Annotated in this window: 20 protein-coding genes; all 20 read left to right on the top strand. The window is 31.3% G+C overall.

The window, feature by feature from the left end:
- Nucleotides 1-23: 23 nt before the first annotated feature.
- The 20 genes from RYK07_RS03365 to RYK07_RS03270 all read left to right on the top strand — a co-directional run bounded on the left by RYK07_RS03365 (nucleotide 24) and on the right by RYK07_RS03270 (nucleotide 19,300).
- On the top strand, nucleotides 24-1,640 hold the full coding sequence (locus RYK07_RS03365; protein ID WP_314852399.1) for a 2-oxo acid dehydrogenase subunit E2: 1,617 nt from the start codon (nucleotides 24-26) through the stop codon (nucleotides 1,638-1,640).
- 76 nt (nucleotides 1,641-1,716) lie between these two features.
- Complete coding sequence (lpdA, locus tag RYK07_RS03360; RefSeq protein ID WP_314680337.1) at nucleotides 1,717-3,123, top strand: dihydrolipoyl dehydrogenase; 1,407 nt, start codon at nucleotides 1,717-1,719, stop codon at nucleotides 3,121-3,123.
- Nucleotides 3,124-3,246: 123 nt separating this feature from the next.
- Nucleotides 3,247-4,626, top strand: coding sequence for an MATE family efflux transporter (locus RYK07_RS03355; RefSeq protein ID WP_314852397.1), 1,380 nt, complete (start codon nucleotides 3,247-3,249; stop codon nucleotides 4,624-4,626).
- A gap of 77 nt (nucleotides 4,627-4,703) precedes the next feature.
- Nucleotides 4,704-4,976 (top strand): UPF0223 family protein, encoded by a 273-nt coding sequence (locus RYK07_RS03350; protein ID WP_314680335.1) that lies wholly within the window; start codon nucleotides 4,704-4,706, stop codon nucleotides 4,974-4,976.
- Between the two features lie 14 nt (nucleotides 4,977-4,990).
- Entirely contained in the window at nucleotides 4,991-5,770 is a 780-nt protein-coding gene (locus RYK07_RS03345; RefSeq protein ID WP_314680334.1) for an inositol monophosphatase family protein, read from the top strand.
- 49 nt (nucleotides 5,771-5,819) lie between these two features.
- Entirely contained in the window at nucleotides 5,820-6,365 is a 546-nt protein-coding gene (locus RYK07_RS03340; protein WP_314852396.1) for a TIGR00730 family Rossman fold protein, read from the top strand.
- Nucleotides 6,366-6,481: 116 nt separating this feature from the next.
- A complete protein-coding gene (locus RYK07_RS03335) occupies nucleotides 6,482-7,405 on the top strand; it encodes a nucleoside hydrolase (RefSeq protein WP_314852395.1) in 924 nt (307 codons plus the stop codon).
- Nucleotides 7,406-7,416: 11 nt separating this feature from the next.
- A complete protein-coding gene (locus RYK07_RS03330) occupies nucleotides 7,417-8,298 on the top strand; it encodes a sugar ABC transporter permease (RefSeq protein ID WP_314852394.1) in 882 nt (293 codons plus the stop codon).
- On the top strand, nucleotides 8,295-9,113 hold the full coding sequence (locus tag RYK07_RS03325) for a carbohydrate ABC transporter permease (RefSeq protein ID WP_314852393.1): 819 nt from the start codon (nucleotides 8,295-8,297) through the stop codon (nucleotides 9,111-9,113). Before RYK07_RS03330 ends, RYK07_RS03325 begins: the two co-directional genes overlap by 4 nt.
- 81 nt (nucleotides 9,114-9,194) lie before the next feature.
- The gene (locus tag RYK07_RS03320) at nucleotides 9,195-10,568 is read left to right on the top strand and encodes an extracellular solute-binding protein (RefSeq protein WP_314852391.1); all 1,374 of its coding nucleotides are present in this window, start codon (nucleotides 9,195-9,197) and stop codon (nucleotides 10,566-10,568) included.
- A 56-nt stretch (nucleotides 10,569-10,624) separates the two neighbouring features.
- Nucleotides 10,625-11,440 carry an HAD family hydrolase gene (locus RYK07_RS03315; protein WP_314852390.1) on the top strand — a complete coding sequence of 272 codons (816 nt, stop codon included), beginning with the start codon at nucleotides 10,625-10,627 and terminating at the stop codon, nucleotides 11,438-11,440.
- 4 nt (nucleotides 11,441-11,444) lie between these two features.
- A complete protein-coding gene (locus RYK07_RS03310; protein ID WP_314852389.1) occupies nucleotides 11,445-12,326 on the top strand; it encodes a sugar phosphate isomerase/epimerase family protein in 882 nt (293 codons plus the stop codon).
- A complete protein-coding gene (gene add, locus RYK07_RS03305; protein WP_314852388.1) occupies nucleotides 12,319-13,359 on the top strand; it encodes an adenosine deaminase in 1,041 nt (346 codons plus the stop codon). Before RYK07_RS03310 ends, add begins: the two co-directional genes overlap by 8 nt.
- Nucleotides 13,356-14,153: a DeoR/GlpR family DNA-binding transcription regulator gene (locus RYK07_RS03300; protein ID WP_314852387.1), complete on the top strand. Its 798-nt coding sequence runs from the start codon at nucleotides 13,356-13,358 to the stop codon at nucleotides 14,151-14,153. The genes add and RYK07_RS03300 overlap by 4 nt, the downstream gene beginning before the upstream one ends.
- A gap of 23 nt (nucleotides 14,154-14,176) precedes the next feature.
- The gene (locus RYK07_RS03295; protein ID WP_314852386.1) at nucleotides 14,177-15,595 is read left to right on the top strand and encodes a hypothetical protein; all 1,419 of its coding nucleotides are present in this window, start codon (nucleotides 14,177-14,179) and stop codon (nucleotides 15,593-15,595) included.
- A gap of 221 nt (nucleotides 15,596-15,816) precedes the next feature.
- The gene (locus RYK07_RS03290) at nucleotides 15,817-16,245 is read left to right on the top strand and encodes a hypothetical protein (RefSeq protein WP_314852385.1); all 429 of its coding nucleotides are present in this window, start codon (nucleotides 15,817-15,819) and stop codon (nucleotides 16,243-16,245) included.
- Between the two features lie 58 nt (nucleotides 16,246-16,303).
- On the top strand, nucleotides 16,304-16,849 hold the full coding sequence (locus RYK07_RS03285; RefSeq protein ID WP_314852384.1) for a DUF1697 domain-containing protein: 546 nt from the start codon (nucleotides 16,304-16,306) through the stop codon (nucleotides 16,847-16,849).
- A gap of 79 nt (nucleotides 16,850-16,928) precedes the next feature.
- A complete protein-coding gene (locus RYK07_RS03280; RefSeq protein WP_006702459.1) occupies nucleotides 16,929-17,267 on the top strand; it encodes a putative DNA-binding protein in 339 nt (112 codons plus the stop codon).
- 20 nt (nucleotides 17,268-17,287) lie between these two features.
- Complete coding sequence (gene ffh / locus RYK07_RS03275; protein ID WP_314112167.1) at nucleotides 17,288-18,724, top strand: signal recognition particle protein; 1,437 nt, start codon at nucleotides 17,288-17,290, stop codon at nucleotides 18,722-18,724.
- Nucleotides 18,725-18,745: 21 nt separating this feature from the next.
- Nucleotides 18,746-19,300 carry an NADPH-dependent FMN reductase gene (locus RYK07_RS03270; RefSeq protein WP_314852383.1) on the top strand — a complete coding sequence of 185 codons (555 nt, stop codon included), beginning with the start codon at nucleotides 18,746-18,748 and terminating at the stop codon, nucleotides 19,298-19,300.
- Nucleotides 19,301-19,388: the final 88 nt, after the last annotated feature.

Below are 19,388 nucleotides of genomic sequence, written 5' to 3'. Positions count from 1 at the left end.
AAATTAAGAAGGGATGTACAAGCATGGCTTTCCAATTTAAAATGCCTGATATCGGTGAAGGTATCGCAGAAGGCGAAATCGTAAAAATCGACATTAAAGTCGGTGACACAATCCAAGAAGATGATATTTTATTCGAAGTACAAAACGACAAATCTGTAGAGGAAATTCCATCTCCAGTAAGTGGTAAAGTATTAGAAGTTAGAGTTCAAGAAGGAACAGTAGCTCGTGTTGGAGACATTATCGTTGTTATCGATGATGGTTCAGGTCCAGCAGAAGCAGCTCCAGCAGCTAGTCCAGCAGCAAGTGCGCCAGCGGCTCCAGCAGCAGGTGTCTTCCAATTCAAATTACCAGATATCGGTGAAGGAATTGCAGAAGGTGAAATCGTTAAAATTGATGTTAAAGTAGGCGATACAATCGCTGAAGATGATATTTTATTTGAAGTACAAAATGACAAATCTGTAGAAGAAATTCCATCTCCAGTAAGTGGAACAATTACTGCAGTTTTAGTATCTGAAGGAACAGTAGCTCGTGTAGGGGATGTTATTGTTGAAATCGCAGCAGAAGGAGTTGCACCAGTTGCAGCGCCATCAGCACCAGCGGCTCCAGCAGCTAGTCCAGCTCCAGCAGCGGCACCAGCGGCTCCAGCACAACCAACAGGAGTTCCAGCAGCAAGCAATCCTGGTAAATTAGTATTAGCAATGCCTTCAGTACGTCAATATGCACGCGAAAAAGGTATTGATATCACAGTAGTTGTTCCAACTGGTAAAGGTGGACGTGTAACTCGTGAAGATATCGATAACTTCGGTGGAGCACCAGTTGCAGCTCCTGCAGTAGAAGCAGCACCAGCAGCTCAAGCGGCAGCACCTGCTTCAGCACCAGCACCAGCGGCTCCAGCTGCTAAAGCAGAACCAGCTAAACCATTTGTAGGTTCAGCAGAACGTGAAGAACGTGTGAAATTAACTCCAATGCGTAAAGCAATTTCTAAAGCTATGGTAAATAGCAAACATACAGCTCCTCACGTAACATTACATGATCAAGTTGAAGTTTCTAAATTATGGGATCACCGTAAGAAATTCAAAGATGTTGCTGCAGCACAAGGTACTAAATTAACATTCTTACCATATGTTGTTAAAGCATTAGCAGTAGCAATGAAGAAATTCCCAGTATTAAATGCTTCAATTGATGACGCTACACAAGAAATTGTTTACAAAAACTACATCAATATCGGTATTGCAACTGATACAGATTTAGGATTATTCGTTCCAAATATTAAAGATGCAAATACTAAGAGCATGTTTGGAATTGCTGATGAAATCAATGCATTAGCAGCTAAAGCTCACGAAGGTAAATTAACTGCAGCTGATATGGGACACGGAACAATTACAATTTCAAATATTGGTTCAGTAGGTGGCGGCTGGTTCACACCAGTTATTAACTACCCTGAAGTAGCTATCTTAGGTGTAGGTACAATCGTTCGTGAACCAGTTATTAACGAAAACGATGAAATTGTAATCGGACGTAACATGAAATTATCATTAAGTTTCGACCACCGTATCGTGGACGGAGCTACTGCTCAAAAAGCAATGAACGAATTAAAACGTTTATTAGCTGATCCAGAGTTATTATTAATGGAAGCTTAATTATAAACTAGTAGTACGACGTAAACCCTTCGGTCTACGTCGTATCACTATTGAAAACTTTTAAGAGGTGAAAAAGATGGTAGTAGGCGATTTCGCTATTGAACTAGATACAGTCGTAATTGGTGCCGGCCCTGGTGGTTACGTTGCTGCAATTCGTGCAGCGCAAGAAGGACAAAAAGTTGCGATTATTGAAAAAGAATATATTGGTGGTGTGTGTTTAAACGTTGGATGTATTCCATCTAAAGCATTAATTTCTGCAGGACATCATTATCAAGAAGCTCAACATTCTGAAGTTTTCGGAGTAACTGCAAAAGAAGTAGTATTAGATTTTGCAAAAACTCAAGAATGGAAAGATAACCAAGTAGTTAAAAAATTAACTTCTGGTATCGAATACTTATTAAAGAAAAATAAAGTTGAAATTATTCGTGGGGAAGCTTTCTTAGTAGATGACCACACATTACGTGTTGTGACAGAAGATTCTGCTCAAACATATTCATTCAACCATGCAATTGTTGCAACTGGTAGCCGTCCAATCGAAATTAAAGGCTTCAAATTTGGTGGACGTGTCATCGACTCAACTGGTGGTTTAGGATTAAAAGATGTTCCTAAAAAATTAGTTGTTATCGGTGGTGGAGTTATCGGTTCAGAATTAGGTGGAGCTTATGCTAACTTAGGTTCTGAAGTAACAATTTTAGAAGGTGCTCCAAGCATTCTTTCTATGTTTGATAAAGACATGGTGAAATTAGTTGAAGATGATTTCGCTAAAAAAGGTGTTACAGTTATTACTTCTGCAATGGCTAAAGAAGCTGTTGATAATGGAGATAGCGTAACCGTTAAATTCGAAGTAGATGGTAAAGAACAATCAATTGTTGCTGATTACGTAATGGTTGCTGTAGGACGCCGTCCAAACACTGATGAATTAGGATTAGACGTTGTAGGTGTTGAAATGACTGAACGTGGTTTAGTAAAAGTAGACAACCAAGGACGTACAAATATTAAAAACATTTTTGCAATCGGGGATATCGTTCCTGGTGCAGCATTAGCTCATAAAGCAAGTTACGAAGGAAAAGTTGCTGCTGAAGCAATTTCAGGTAAACCAGTTGCTGTTGACTATCGTGCAATGCCAGCTGTTGCCTTCACTGATCCAGAATTAGCTTCTGTTGGTTATACTCAACAACAAGCTAAAGATGCTGGATTAAAAGTGAAAGCTTCTAAATTCCCTCTAGCAGGAAATGGTCGTGCTATTTCATTAAATGCAACAGAAGGTTTTGTTCGTTTAATTACAACAAAAGATGACAACGTAATCGTTGGTGCACAAGTTGCCGGCGTTGGTGCAAGTGACTTAATCGCTGAATTAGGTTTAGCTGTTGAAGCTGGTATGAATGCAGAAGATATCGCATTAACAATCCACTCACATCCATCATTAGCTGAAGTAATTATGGATACAGCTGAATTAGCATTAGGTATGCCAATTCATATTTAATCTAGATGATGTTAAGAAGACCGAGTTTTCTCGGTCTTTTTTGTGTTTCTAGAACATTTTGAGTTGCGTAACATTCCTAATAGGTATAAAATAGAAAGTACTTTTTAAAGAAGGAGAGATGGCATGGAAGAAATTATAGATCAGAAGTTTAATAAAACGGAATTAAGAATGAATATTTTTCATATTGTATGGCCTGTTTTTATTGAAGTGTTATTAGGCTCTTTATTTGGAATGGTCGATATGATGATGGTAGGTCGTATTTCAGAACATGCAGCTCAAGCAGTATCTGCTGTTGGAATGACGAACCAACCCGTTTTCTTAGGATTGAGTTTTGTACAAGCATTAAATGTTGGGGGAACAGCCATCATTGCTCGTTATTATGGAGCGAAGAAATATAAAAATATTAGTTTAGTATTAAAACACGTCATGTTACTAGCAATGGTAGGATTTGTGCTTCCTATTTCAATGTTAATGATTGTATTAGCTCCCTATGTATTATCCTTTTTAGGGGCAGATTCTTCTGTTATTGAAGTTGGGTCAGGATATTTTAGAGTGATTATGCTTGGATTTATTTTTCAATCCTTTTCATTTACGATGACTGCCGCTTTGCGTGGAATTGGTGAAACAAAAATTCCGATGCGTAATAATTTAATTGCGAATAGTTTGAATGTACTTGGGAATGCTGTATTAATTTATGGTTTATTTGGTTTTCCAGTGCTTGGAGTAACTGGAGCAGCGATTTCAACAGCATTAAGTAATGTCATTGCGATGTCATTAAACTTAAGGTATGTGTTATCTAAAAAGAGTGTTTTATATTTAGATTTTAAGGAAAAATTTGAATTTCGTTTTGAAATGATGAAAGATTTAATTCGAATCGGATTGCCGACAGCTTTAGAACAATTAGCATTAAGAGTGGGGATTATTTCATTTTTAAATATTGTTTCTGGCTTGGGGACAAATGTTTATGCGGCGCATCAAATTTCATTAAATATTTTAAATCTAACTTATTCACCTGCCCAAGCTTTTGGGATTACAGCTTCCACTTTAATGGGGCAATCTCTTGGAGCGAAAAATGAACAATTAGCAAGAATGTATACAAGAATGTGTCAACGAATAGGTTTTGTGATTGCCATCGGGATGTCACTATTTATCTTTTTCGGTTCGAAAACTTTAGCAGAATTTTACTCCACAGACACTGAAATTATTAGAAATACAATGATTGCCTTAACAATTGTAGCATTTGTTCAACCGTTCCAAAGTCATCAATTAATTACTTCTGGTGCACTAAGAGGAGCAGGGGATACTGTTTGGCCTTTGATTGCCATTTTTGTAGGGTCAGTGCTAATTCGAGTTAGTTTAGGTTATGTATTTGTCAATATATTTTACCTTGGTCTAGCAGGAGCTTGGTATGCGGTATTTATTGACCAATTTATTCGTTGGCTTATTATCTTGTTCCGATTTAAGTCAGGAAAATGGAAGAATATTCGCATTAACTTAGACTAGCAAATGAAGGATATACCTTTTTATTTTCAGGAAAAAGGTGTATACTGAATTGTATACTTTTTTGAGGAGGAACTCATTTGGCAAATTATAGTTATCCATTAGACTTGGATTGGACTCACCAAGAAATGTCAACGGTCATTGCATTATGGAATGCTGTAGAAGATGCTTATGAACGTGGAATTGAAACTGAAGTATTTATCAAACGATATAAAGATTTCAAAACTATTGTAAAAAGTATCGGCGAGGAAAAGAGACTTGGTAAAGAATTTGAATCGGTTTCTGGATATAGTTTATATCGCGTGGTTCAAATGAGTAAAAATACTTCAAAAAGAATTAAAATGGAACAATAGAAAGGATGTTAGTTATGGATTTATTTGCAACACATTTATTAGTTAACGATTGGATTATGGAGGCTGGAAATAAAATTCGTCATAGCTTTGGTGAATCAATTACAGTTGATACAAAAACTAGTCGTAATGACTTAGTAACAAATGTTGATAAAGAAATCGAGCAATTTTTAATTTCAAAAATTCGTGAACAATTCCCAACACATAAAATTATGGGAGAAGAAGGATTCGGTGACGAATTAACTTCAATGGACGGATATGTATGGTTAATCGATCCAATCGATGGCACATTAAACTTTGTAAAACGTCAAGAAGATTTTGGGATTATGGTTGCCTTATATAAAGATGGCGTTGGTTTATTAGGTTACATTTATGATGTTATGCGTGACCGTTTTGTTTATGGTATTAAAGATTACGGTGCTTATTGCAATGGACGTCGTTTATCTAAACCTGAAGTTCATAGCATTGGTGATAGCTCTATTAACGTAAATGGATTTATGTTATTAGAAGCAAATGAAAAAGAAGCATCAATGATTCGTAAAGCAATGGTCACTCGTACTTATGGAGCTTCTTCAATTGAACATATCCAAGTAGTATTAGGAAAATCTGTCGCTTATGTATCAACATTATTAGCACCATGGGATATTGCTGCTGGTATGGTAATTGCAAAAGAATTAGATTTACACTATAGTACAGTAGATGGAAAAGAAGTTGACTTCTTAGTACCAAACAAAAAGACTACAGGGGTTATCTGTTCAAAAGATATTGCTGAAGAAATTATTGCAGCATTTAAATAATAATAATCGAGTCGTAAGATTTTACGACACTTTTTTATAAGGAGAATGTATGAATATTGCAGTTTATTGTGCCGCTAGTCAGAGTAATGATTCAACTTTTGATGAAAGAACAGAAGAACTAGGGAACTGGATAGCGAAGAATAACCACACACTTGTATACGGTGGAGGAAATACTGGTTTAATGGGAGTTGTTGCTTCAGCTGTTATGCAAACTGGTGGAGAAGTTATTGGTATCATGCCAAAATTTTTTGTAGAGCGAGAAATTGCTAAAAAAGATATTACAAAACTTCATATTGTTGAAACGATGTCACAACGTAAAAACAAAATGATTGAATTAAGTGAAGTATATATTGCACTTCCCGGAGGACCAGGAACACTAGAAGAAATTGCAGAAGTCGTTTCATGGATAAGAGTCGGTCAAACGAATGGAATTTGTATTTTCTACAATATGGAAGGCTATTATGATCATTTAGAGGCTTTTTTCAATCACATGGTAACGACAAACTTACTAAGTCAGGAAGATAGAAATCAAATCTATTTTGTAAAATCACTAGAAGAAATTGAAAAATTAATCAAAAACTACGAAAAGCGTTAGAGGAGAGTCTGACGCTTTTTAATAATAAGAAAAGTTGGAAAAAAACAATTTAAATATTGTTTTTTTCCAAAATTAGTGTTATACTTCACATGTAAGAACTTAAGGAGGGATTATTTATGGTAAATATTAATGTAGACTTGATAAAAAGATTGGAAAAACCCAAAGGAAAAGTGGATGTTGTGTTAGATACGGACGCTTTTAATGAAATAGATGATCAATTTGCTTTAGCTTATTTAATTCAATCTTCAGAAAAGTTAAATTTGAAAGCGGTTTATGCAGCTCCTTTTGATAATCATCATTCATCAGGGCCTAAAGATGGAATGGAAAGAAGTTTTGAAGAAATATTTAAAGTGTATGATTTAATGAAAGAAACCAGATTCCACGATGTCACCTTTAAAGGTTCAACTCAATTTTTAGAAAATAATGTAACTTATTGTGATTGTGATGCTGTAAATGATTTGGTTGAACGTTCAAAATCATATACTAAAGAGAATCCATTATATGTTATTGGAATAGCAGCAGCAACGAATATAGCATCAGCTATTATTAAAGATAAAACGATTGTAGATAGAATAGTAATTTTATGGCTTGGAGGATTAAGTTATGATTGGCATGATAATCGTTCATTCAATTCAGGTCAAGATGTCATTGCAGCACAAGTTTTATTAGATGCACATGTACCGTTAGTACAATTTCCAGGGAAAGGAGTTATTGATCATTTTACAACTACGGGTCCAGAGTTGGAATATTGGCTAAAAGGTAAGAATGATTTTTGTGATTATATGATTGAAAAGACAGCAGAAGAAGCAAGAATTACTTATGGTGGTAAAGTTTGGTCTAGAGCAATATGGGATGTGGTTCCGGTTGCCTGGTTGTTAGATGGAGAATTTATGTTAGATAAATTAGTAAATAGTCCTATTATGCAAGAAAATCATTATTATAGTAATGATCCGAGAAGACATTTTATAAAGTATGTTTATAATGTCAATAGAGACAATCTAATGAACGATTTATTTGAAAAAATGGCACGTTTTAACTAGGGGGAAGTATTATGGTATCAAGTTTTTTTAACAAAAGATTATTTCAAAAAGTTGAACCATATCTATATTTATTACCAGCATTAATAGTAATATTGACATTTACATACTATCCTTTTTTGCAAAATGTCATTAATAGTACTTATATTGTTAATGCTGCTGGTTTAAGAAAAAACTTTGTTGGGTTAGAAAATTATAGAAAAATTTTAACGAATCCTGTATTTTTACAAGCTATAAAAAATACAATTATATTCGCAGCTTGTACAATTCCTTTTTCTTTGATTGTAGGACTGATTTTAGCATTAATTGCTAGAGAAAAAACTAAATTGTCACCTGTATATGAAGCGTTATTTTCATTACCAATGGCAATGTCATTGTCAGTTATGGCTGTTATTTTTCAATTAATGTTGAATCCAACACTAGGTATTGTAAATAGAACACTTGGACTAGAAATTAATTGGTTAAGAGAATCTTTGACAGCGTTACCTGCATTAATTGCTATGGAAGTTTGGCTTAATATCGGATTTAATTTTTTATTCTTATTGACTGCAATAAGAAATATTCCTGAAGAAATTCTTGAAAGCGCTAAAATGGATGGTGCTAATAGATGGGTAAGACTATATCAGATTATATTACCGTGTATTTCACCTACTATGCTATTTTTAATAGTTTCTTCAATTGCTAAAGAAATGATTGCTAGTGGATTAACATTGATACTAACACAAGGCGGACCTGATGGTAAAACAGAAACAATTGTATCTTTTATTTATAAAAATTCAATTTTAAATCAGAATTATAATGTTGGATATGCTGCTTCAGTAATAGGATTTGTTTTAACATTTATATTTGTATTGATCAGCTTTATTTATGAGAAGAAAGGGGTACATTACGTATGAAAAAGATAAGTGTATTAAGTTATCAGTTATTTAGTTTAGTAATTGGTTTAATCGTAATATTCCCTGTTATTTACGCAATATGTGTATCTTTTATGCCTGCGGAAGAAATTTTATCCACTACAGTCCATTTATTTCCAAAGCGATGGACTATTGAAAACTATGTTCAAGCATTTACTAAAGCTCCATTATTAAGGTATTTGTTAAATTCATTAGTAATGACATTAGGTGCAACAACAGTTAGATTATTTACAGCTAGTACTGCAGCTTTTGCTTTCTCATTTTTTGAATTCAGAGGTAAAAAATTTTTATTTCTATTTTTTATTGGAACAATGATGATACCTAGTGATTTATTGATTATTAAAAATTATAGTACTGTTGCTAAACTAGGACTTGTAAATACTTATTTAGGTATGATGGTTGTATTTTTTGTAACTATGGTTAATATTTTTGTAATGCGTCAATATTTTTTATCTTATTCTAAATCAGTTAGAGAAGCTGCTTTAATTGATGGATGTACAAATTTTATGTTTTTTAGAAAAATTTTAATTCCATCCTCAAAACCTGTATTTATAACAACATTTATTTCTTCTTTTGTAGGAGTATGGAATCAATATTTGTGGCCTTTATTAGTAACTAATAGAAATCAAATGAGAACTGCTCAAGTTGCCGTAACTTTGTTAAATTTTCCAGATGCCAGTCCTCATGGAATTGTAATGGCTGCAGCAATTATTATTGTTTTACCTTCAGCAATCATATTTATTATATTCCAAAGATATATTAAAAAAGGAATGATGGCTGGAGGAGTTAAGGGATAAAATTTAAACATATTAAAATAACTAATAAATTAGAAAGGAGTATTAGTTATAAAAATGTAAAAAAAGAAAAGGAGTATTAATATGAAAAAGAAAATATTATTAGCAACAATTTTTAGTATGTTTGGGTTAGTCGGATGTAGTCAAGTTTCAGAAGATACTACTACAACGAAAGTTTTAGAGAACAGTTCAACTACTCAATTAGTAGATAATATTAAACCTACAGAAATTACTTTTTGGCATGCAATGAAGGGAAGTAATGGAGAAGCAATAGAAAGAATTGTGAATAGTTATAATGAAACCCAAGGAAAAGAAAAAGGAATTAAAGTTACCGCAGTATTTCAAGATACAAAAATTGCTAGTAAAGTAAAATTAGCATCTTCTACTAAGGATATGGAAAATGCTCCAGATGTAATTCAGACTGTCGGAAGTGATATTCCTGGAATCTCTGCATTACCGGAAATTATTCCTGCAAGTCATATTTTTGAACAAAAAAATAATACACTGAAACAAGATGATTTTTATCCACATTTATTAAGAGCTTTTACTTATGAAAAAAATGTAATAGGAGTTCCAATGAATGCTTCTACTCTTTTATTGTATTCAAATATGAATGCGCTTAAATCGGTAGGAGTTACTGAGCCTCCAAAAACGATTGATGAATTAGCAGAAGTCACAAAAAAATTAAAATCAATGGATGGTAAAAATGGGTTTAATTCAGAGATTGCTCGATATCAATTAGTAAATTTTGTTGTCAGTCAATCTGATAAAAACTTTGTTGGTGATAATGAAGGTGGACGTGCTTCACGAATGACAAAATATGTAATGGGAGAAGATGGTAGTTTAGATAAATTTTTAACTGAATGGCAAAAAGTTATTGAGACAGGAAATTATAAATTTACAGAAGATAATGCTAATGAAGAATTTTCTACAGGATTAAATTCAATGGTATTGTTATCTTCTGCTCGATTGGGAGCAATTAAAAAATTAGTTGGAGATTCATTTGAATGGAAAACATCATTTATACCTAAAGTGTCAAAAGATGATACCAGTGGTGCAAGTATTGGAGGTAGTTCTTTAGTATTATATAGCCATGATGATGCTAATCGTTTGTCTGCAGCTTGGGATTTTATTTCTTACGCAACTTCACCAAAAGTTCAAGCTGAATGGTCTAAAGCGACAGGTTATATTCCTGTTAATATTAATACAGAAAAATTACCTGAAATGATGAAATTTTATGAAGAAAATCCAAATTATAAAGTTGCATTAGAACAAATGAAAAATGCAAGTCCAATGTCTCAAGAACCATTTGATCTAGTCAATTGGGAAGTGAATGATATTATTAAAGATGTAATGAAACGTTTTGCACAAGGTAATATTAGTAAAGATGAAGCAAAAGATGAAATTATCAAGAAAAGCAATGATGCACTTTCTGAATATAATCGTGTAAATAATTAATAATTAGAGAGGAGGAGGGGTTCAGTTTAAAGAAAATTGAATTGAACCCTCCTTTTATGATAGAAGATAAATACAAAAATATAAAATTAATTAGTTGTGATATTGATGGAACATTAATGAATACTAATAGAATGTTATCTGAGAAATTTGTTGAAATAGTTAAAGATTTAAAAGATTTAGGAGTTCAATTTACCTTTGCATCTGGTAGACTTCCATACAAAATTATGCCTTTGGTTTCTCAAATTAATAGTGATTTGCCATTTGTTGCATGCAATGGTGGTTGTATATATCAGAATGAAAAATTCTTGTTTAAAAAAATGTTTTCTATAAGGATATTGAAAGAAGTAATAAATTTAGCGGAAATATTAGATGATACGATATTGTATTCGTTTGATGGTATTGAGTATTGTTTAAGGGAAACTAAAGAATCAGCGTTAAAAAGACAAAAAAGAGGAAATTATTATCCTATTAGGAGTATAAAAAATGAAGAATGGGATAAGTTAAAAATTTTAAAGCTGAATATTTTATCTAATAAATCAATTTCATTACTTAAAAATCAATTAGATGCAATTAAAGATGAGGTAGATATTACTTATTACGGGGATTTTGGTGCAGAAATTGTCCCAAAAGGAGTAAATAAACTAACAGGTATTAAACAAATAATAGGACATATGAATGTATCCTTAGATGAAGTAATTGCAATTGGAGATAATGAAAATGATTTAAAATTGTTGAAGAATGTTGGAATTGGTGTAGCAGTACAGAATGCTACTCAAGAAATTAAAGAAAGTAGTAATCTTGTTACTGAAAATTGTGGTGAAGAGGGAGTAGTTGAGTTTTTAGAAATATTAAGAACTTTCTTAAAGGGGTGAAAATATGGAATTATCAATTTCTACAAACGTAATATTTGAACGAAAAAATGGATATGATACAGATATTGAGAGAACAATAAAATTATGTAGTAAAGCAGGATATAAAATTTTAGATTTCTGTTTTCATGATTTAACACGATTTGATAGTCCAATTTTTACAGAAAATTGGAAAAATTACTTTAAATCTTTAAGAAAATTAGCAGATGAATTAGATATAAAATTTAAACAAGGACATTCAGTTGTTTATGATTTCTGTAATCCAAATATTGATCATAAACTTTATAAAGATCTAACTGAAAAATGTATTATTGGTGCAGAAATTTTAGGAGTAGAATGGTTAGTTGTACATCCATCAACTGATTTTTCAGTTCCTGATTATATTCATAAATCAAAGCTGAATAATATTGACTATTTTAAGAAACTAGTAAGTTTTGCTTCTAAGCATAATGTGAAAATTGCAGTTGAGAATATGTGGGATCTGCATATTGCACCCAAAAGATTATATTGTACATCAATTGAAGAGTTAATAGATTTAGTTGATTCCGTTAATGGATTAGGAATTTGTTTTGATGTGGAACATGCAGCAATTATGGAAATGAATCAAATTGAGTGTATGAAATTAATAGGAAATCGTTTGAAAGTTTTACATGTTTCTGATTATTTAAATGTTAAAGATATACATCTATTACCTTACATGGGCAAAAGTAATTGGAAGGAAATAATGGAAGGATTGAGAAATGTAAACTACGATGGTTTGTTTAATTTTGAAATCCATCGTTTTCTAGTCAATATTCCAGAAGATTTATATTTACTTTCATTGAAGTATAGTTTTGAAATAGGAAAAAAATTACTTCATATTAATGAAGAGATGAAACAAAATGAATAAATTCGATATTCTTACAATAAAAAAATTCCCTAAAGTTGAATTACATTGTCATTTAGATGGATCAGTAAGTGGATTACAAGTGTATGAAAATGTAAAATTATTAGGAATCAATGCAACTAAAGATGAAATTTTAAATAAGATAATAGCTCCTGAAATTTGTCAAGATTTAACTGAATATTTAAGTTGTTTTGAATGGCTAACAAAATGTTTGAAAAATTCCACTTTAATTTTTTTAGCTATTGAAGATATTTGTAGACAAGCTATTGAAGAAAATATAATTTATTTAGAATTAAGATTTTCCCCATATCATTTGTCTAATGATAAGTTTACAATGAAGCAAGTTGTAGAGGCGGTAATTGAGGCAGTTAATAAAATGAAAGATAAATATCCTTTGAAAATTGGTATTATTTTATGTCTTATGAGAGGAAGAGAAGAATCGATAAATAATCAAGTCATAGAATTAGCGAATCAATTTCGGGATAAAATTGTAGGATTGGATTTAGCAGGAAATGAAAGTAAATATCCTACAAAGATGTATTTAAAACAATTAGCATTTATTAAAGATTTAGAAATTCCATTCACAATTCATGCAGGAGAGACTGGTAATTTTGATAATATTCGAGATGCTATTTTAACTGGTGCTAAAAGAATTGGTCATGGGATAGCAGCAAAAAAAAGCGAAGAAATAGTTTCATTAATCCGAGAAAGAGATATTACTTTGGAAATGTGCCCAAAATGCAATATACAAACTAAAGCAAGTAAAAATTGGAATGATTATCCGTTTGATACATTTTATCGTAAAGAAAAACTACTAGTGACAATCAATACGGATAATAGAACAGTTTCAAACACTTCATTATCACAAGAATTTGAATTATTAAATAATTATTGTTCTGAATTAAATTTAAATGATTTATATCAATTGACAATTAATGCATTAAATGCTAGCTTTTTAAATAATTTAGAAAAAGAACAATTAAAAGAAATAATAGAAACGGAATACAATAATTTCTGTTTTGAGGAGTCATTATGAAAGTACAAAAAAGACAAGAAGAAATATTGAAAATTTTATCAGAAGTCCCAATATCTACCATTCAAAATTTAGCAAATGAATTAGCTGTCTCTGCTGAGACGATACGAAAAGATTTAAAACAGTTGGCAGATGAAGATAAAATTATACAAACACATGGTGGTGTGGTTTTAAAAGGGAAAAAAACAAGTTATTTTCCATTTGATTACCGTGTTAAGATTAGCACTTCAAAGAAAATAAAAATTGGTAAAGAAGCTAGCAAATTAATTGAATTTGGAGATACTATTTTCTTAGAAAGTAGTACTACCTGTTTGGCTCTAGTACAAGAATTATGTCAAAAAAAAGAAATATTAAATAGTTTAACAATAGTAACTAACTCACTTAGTATAGTAGTTTTATTAGAAAAAGAGGAAGTTAGTTCTAAAGTCCTTTTTGTTGGTGGATGGATAGATTTTTCACAACATTCAACAAATGGATTTATGGCGATGGATTTTTTGGAAAAAGTGTATGTAAATAAAACTTTTATATCTGGTGCTGCTTTGAGTAGAGATTTAATGGTAACTGGTTATTATGAACAAGATATTTTGTTACAAAGAAAAATGATGGAACATGCTGAACAAAATATATTGATGGTAGATGAAAAAAAATATCCAAAACAAGGTTTTCTTCAATTAGCGCAAATGAGTGAATTTGATTTTGTAGTTTCAGATATAAATTTTGGTAAAGAGGTAGTTGAGAGTATTCAACATAATAATGAAAAATTAGGAAAGAGTTGTCATATTATTACAGCAAATTAACTTTTGAAAGAAGATGATTTAAAATGAAAAAATATAGCGTGGTAATATTTTCAATATTAATGATTTTAGTTTTTCCGCAGTTTGTTAATGCAAGTGAAAATAAATTAGAAATTACAGTACCTTCTGTTAAACAAGAAAGAATTGCTCCAGGTAGAGATTTTTACATCATGGGTAATTTAAATTTACCGGTTAATGAGGGTGATGAATTAGAAATTAATTTATATCCTAATTTTTATAATATTCCAATTAGAACAGTTAAAGTTAAGAAAAATTCAGGAATTCAATATGTAGATTATCCATTATTATCATATTATGGAAAGGATAGAAAAGAATTGTTAAATTCTATGATGCCTGATATTGAAATTCCAAAAAGAAATATGGGATTATTTACTGAACCTAGTTTAAAAGCAGTTTTATCTGATAAATCTTTTACAGCTGTTTTTCATGGTGGCATTTATAGTAATGATCTGGATATTTCTAAGTTAGAAGGTATCACTAAGGGTGAATATCGTTTAGAAGTATTACTAAAAGATAAAGTTGGTAAAGTGAAGGCGAATCAATCGAAAGCTATACAGATAAATCATGCTGAAAAAAGAATTTTAGCTAGATTTAGTCCATCAGAGCATTTTGATAATGTTAAAGAGTTTGCAAACAATGAATCTTCTGAAATATTTTTAGATCCATTTCCAGGATATTGGAGTCCATCAAATTATTTAGCTGAATTTAATGGGAAAAATTTATTTGCAGAAATCTTACCTAAATGGAGATTAGCAGATTTATTAGAATATCAGTCAGGTTTGTCTCAATTCATTGTGTATAATGTTTCAGAAAATAGTGCTACAAATAATGTTGAAATTGGAACATTAGAAGAACAACAAGTAATAAATAATGACGAAAGAATAAAATATTATTATTATAATTTAGGAGATATTGTTGTTAATGGTAAACGAAGTAAAATAGTACCATTTAGAAAAGAAGATAAATTACAACTTACACGTGTTGATTTGGATGGAAAAGATAAAATTGAAATAGACGAAGTAGCTAAAAAGGCTGAAACTGATATAGATTTAACTGATGGTGTGTTAGTTAAAGCAAATCATAATATTTTCTTTAATGGGGTAGTAACGCCTATTCAAAATAAAAGAGATGAGTTGAAAAAATATCCGGATAATCATTATGAAATAAAAAATAGAATTAATAGTTTGGAATATACGTTTTACAATGAAAATGGTAAAATTTTGTTAAAGAAAGATTTTTCTGTTGGGTTATCTAGAATAATAAATGGAAAAGAAAGAAATTCTATATATGAATTTAGAAATCAGTTATTCATTCCAAATGAATGGAAAGGAAAAAAGGTTTTAGTTCGTATAGATGGTTTTGATAAAAATCACAAATTAGTTGCTGGAACACATGAAGAATTACATTTAGAAGTAGCAAATTAATAAAAAATTAAGAGTAATATAATTCATCGTGTGTATTTAACTAGTTATTATTTAATTAATCTAGCCAATGAGATTTGCTTTTTCTAAAAAAAAAGTAAATTTTGTTGGCTTTTTTATTTTATTTAAAGTATCAAAAATATAGAAATTAACAGATTTAAACTTAGATTCATCGTATAATTGGAAAGAAAAAATTTTGAACTTTAAAATGAGGTGGATATTCAATGAAAAAGAGTATTATTCTTATATTGATATTAGTTGCCTGTATTTTTGCGTTTAATCATTTTGCCCAGAACAATAGAAATGAGCTTTCTGAATTACAGGCTCCTGTGCAAAATATAAAATTGGAGTATAAAAGTGAGAGAGGATTTGGCAACGACAAGTTTGATATTTATTCCTTTTCTGTAGAAGGTGAGATTAACTTTAATAATGAGGATAGTAATCTTGAAGCGATTTACCAAAAAGAATTTAGAAATATCTTAAATATAGAAAGTAAAAAGAATGAAGAATTAAAAGAAAAACAAAATCAAATAGAAAATTTATTAGAGGAGAAACGTTTTGTTCATAAATTTATTAATCTAGAAGGCACTAAAAAATTGTATTTGTATGATTTAGTATCAAACAAAGGATATTGTTTCATACTAATAATTTGATTTTTGTCGTATAATCATTCATGTGATTGTAAAATGATTAAATGAAGGAGACTTTATAGTGAGATACATTCTTTTGTTACGTGGAATAAATGTTGGTGGTAAGAATAAAGTAGTAATGAGTGAATTGAAAGCATTATTAGAAAGCTTAAATTTTCAAAATGTTCATTCCTATATTAATAGTGGGAATTTATTTTTTAGTAGTACTGAAACACTTGATACTTGTATTTGCAAAATCAAAGATTTGCTAGAAAGTCATTATGAGTTTTCAATTCCTTTTGCTTTACTGACGAAAGAAGAATATTTAAATGAAAAAGAAAACTTACCAGAGTGGTGGAATGAAGAGTTGGCAAGAAGAGATGTATTATTTTTTTCTTATCAATTAGATAAAAGTTCTATACTAGAGTTTCTTAGCCAAGCAAACTTTCATAATGAGATTGTCCATATAGGAAATCATGCTGTATTTTGGGGGAAATTTGATGAAGCAGAGTATTTAAAGACAACTTACCATAAACAGTTATTAAAGCAAAATTTTTATAAAATGATTACGATTCGAAATGGAAACACGTTTGAAAAAATAGCTCAAATTTTAGAAGCTGAAAAATAGTTCTAATTTTCATTGCAATTGGCATAAACGCTAGTTTTTGTTATAATTAGAAAGTGAGTTTAAGGACAGGAGGATGGCAATGGAAATTGAAAAGACAACTCAGATGAATTTGTTGTTAGAATTTTATGGCAAACTTTTGACTGAAAAACAACTAGGATATATGGAATTATATTACGGGGAAGATTATTCTCTTGGAGAAATTGCAGAAGAATTCGAGGTTAGTCGACAAGCCGTATATGATAATATTCGACGATCTGCTCAATTATTAGAAGATTATGAACAAGAATTACATTTAGTAAATGATTTTTATAAAAGACAAGCTATCTATGATGGAATTGAACAGCATATCAAAGAACATTATCCAAATGATCATCAATTGCAACAATTGATGACAGACTTACAAGAAATGAATAAATAGCCTGATTGAGGAGTGAGAAAATGGCATTTGAAGGATTATCAGATCGCTTGCAAAATGCGATGGGTTCGGTAACAAAAAAAGGAAAAATTACCGAAGCTGATTTAAAACAAATGATGCGTGAAGTTCGTTTAGCGTTATTAGAAGCAGACGTTAACTTCAAAGTTGTAAAAGATTTTGTACGAAAAGTAAATGAACGTGCATTAGGTTCTAATGTATTAGAAGCTTTATCTCCAGCACAACAAGTTGTAAAAATTGTTAATGAAGAATTAACCGAATTAATGGGGGGAGAACAAGCTCCATTCCAATTTTCACCTAAGCCACCTACTGTTGTGATGATGGTCGGTTTACAAGGGGCAGGTAAAACAACAACTGCTGGTAAATTAGCTTCATTTTTAGCTAAACATGAAAACAAACGTCCATTATTAGTAGCAGCCGACGTATACCGTCCAGCCGCTATTGATCAATTACAAACGTTAGGAAAACAATTAAATTATCCAGTATTCTCATTAGGAACAGATGTTAATCCTGTTGAGATTGCTAGACAAGCAATTGAACGAGCAACGATTGAAGGTCGTGATTTAGTCATCATCGATACGGCAGGTCGTTTACATATCGATGAAGCTTTAATGGAAGAATTACAAAACATTAAAGCTGTTGCGAATCCAAATGAAATCTTATTAGTTGTCGATGCAATGACAGGGCAAGATGCTGTGAATGTTGCTGAAACATTTAATGAACGTTTAGATATTACTGGGGTTATTTTAACAAAATTAGATGGGGACACTCGTGGTGGTGCGGCTTTATCGATTCGTTCTGTAACAGGAAAACCAATTAAATTCTCTGGTCGTGGAGAAAAATTAGAAGATTTCGAAATTTTTTACCCTGAACGTATGGCTTCTCGTATTCTTGGTATGGGCGATATCATGACTTTAATTGAAAAAGCTCAACAAGATTTTGATGAAGCAAAAGCTCAAGAAATGGCAGATAAAATTAAAGCTAATACATTTGACTTTAATGATTTTATCGACCAATTAGATCAAGTGAATAAAATGGGACCTTTGGAAGATATCTTAAAAATGATTCCAGGGTTAAATAAAATTCCAGGATTAAATGATTTAAAAGTGGATCCAAAAGATACAGCACGTATGAAAGCTATTGTCTTATCAATGACACCAGCAGAACGTGAAAATCCAGATATTTTATCTCAAGCAAGACGTAAAAGAATTGCAGCAGGTTCAGCTCGTCCATTAGCAGAAGTAAACCGTTTGATTAAACAATTTAATGAATCTAAAAAAATGATGAATCAAATGTCAAATGGAAATATGCAAGCAATGGAATCGATGATGGGACAATTGGGCATGGGTGGAGGCCGTAATAAATTAGGTCAAATTGCTATGCAACAATATGCTCGTCGTCAAAAACAAAATAAATTGAAAAAATTAAAGAAAAAACGTTAATAAATAGAAGGAGAGTTTGCAATGTCAAAACAAGTATTATTCATTAATGGTTCATTAAGAAAAGAATCTTTTAACCAAACTATTATTGATTATGTACAAGAAAAATTAGTTGAAAAAGGCTATCAAACAAAACAAATTAGTTTTAAAGATGTACCATTTTTCAGTCAAGATATTGAATTTCCCGCTCCTGCTATTGTAGAAGAGTATCGTGGAGATTTTGAAGCGTCTCAAGCTGTTTGGATTGTATCTCCTGAATATAACGGAAGTTTACCAGGAAGTTTAAAAAATGGTTTAGACTGGATGTCTCGTTCATTAGATATTACTTCTTATGCACCTCCGGCTTACATTGATAGCAAATTAATTGCGTTCAGTAGTGCAGCAGGACATTCTGGTGGAGCAAATGTTTTACGTGCTCTAACAGAATTAGCTACTAAAATGCGTATGACGCCACTAGAAAAAACAGTGGGACTTCATATTGAATCAGGATTCCAAACAGGTGTTTTAATTCTAACAGATGAAGATAAATCTGAATTAGATAAACAAGTGGAATTATTAGTGGAAGCATTAGAAAAATAACGATTGAATGAATAGAAACGACCAGGCTTTTGTGGTTGTTCGACAAATCCTGTTGGTGAGAAATTACCGACAGGATTTTTTATATGCA

This window comes from uncultured Granulicatella sp. (genome assembly GCF_963528315.1).
In the GTDB taxonomy this organism is placed as follows: domain Bacteria; phylum Bacillota; class Bacilli; order Lactobacillales; family Aerococcaceae; genus Granulicatella.
This window is presented reverse-complemented; position numbering and strand designations above follow the sequence as displayed.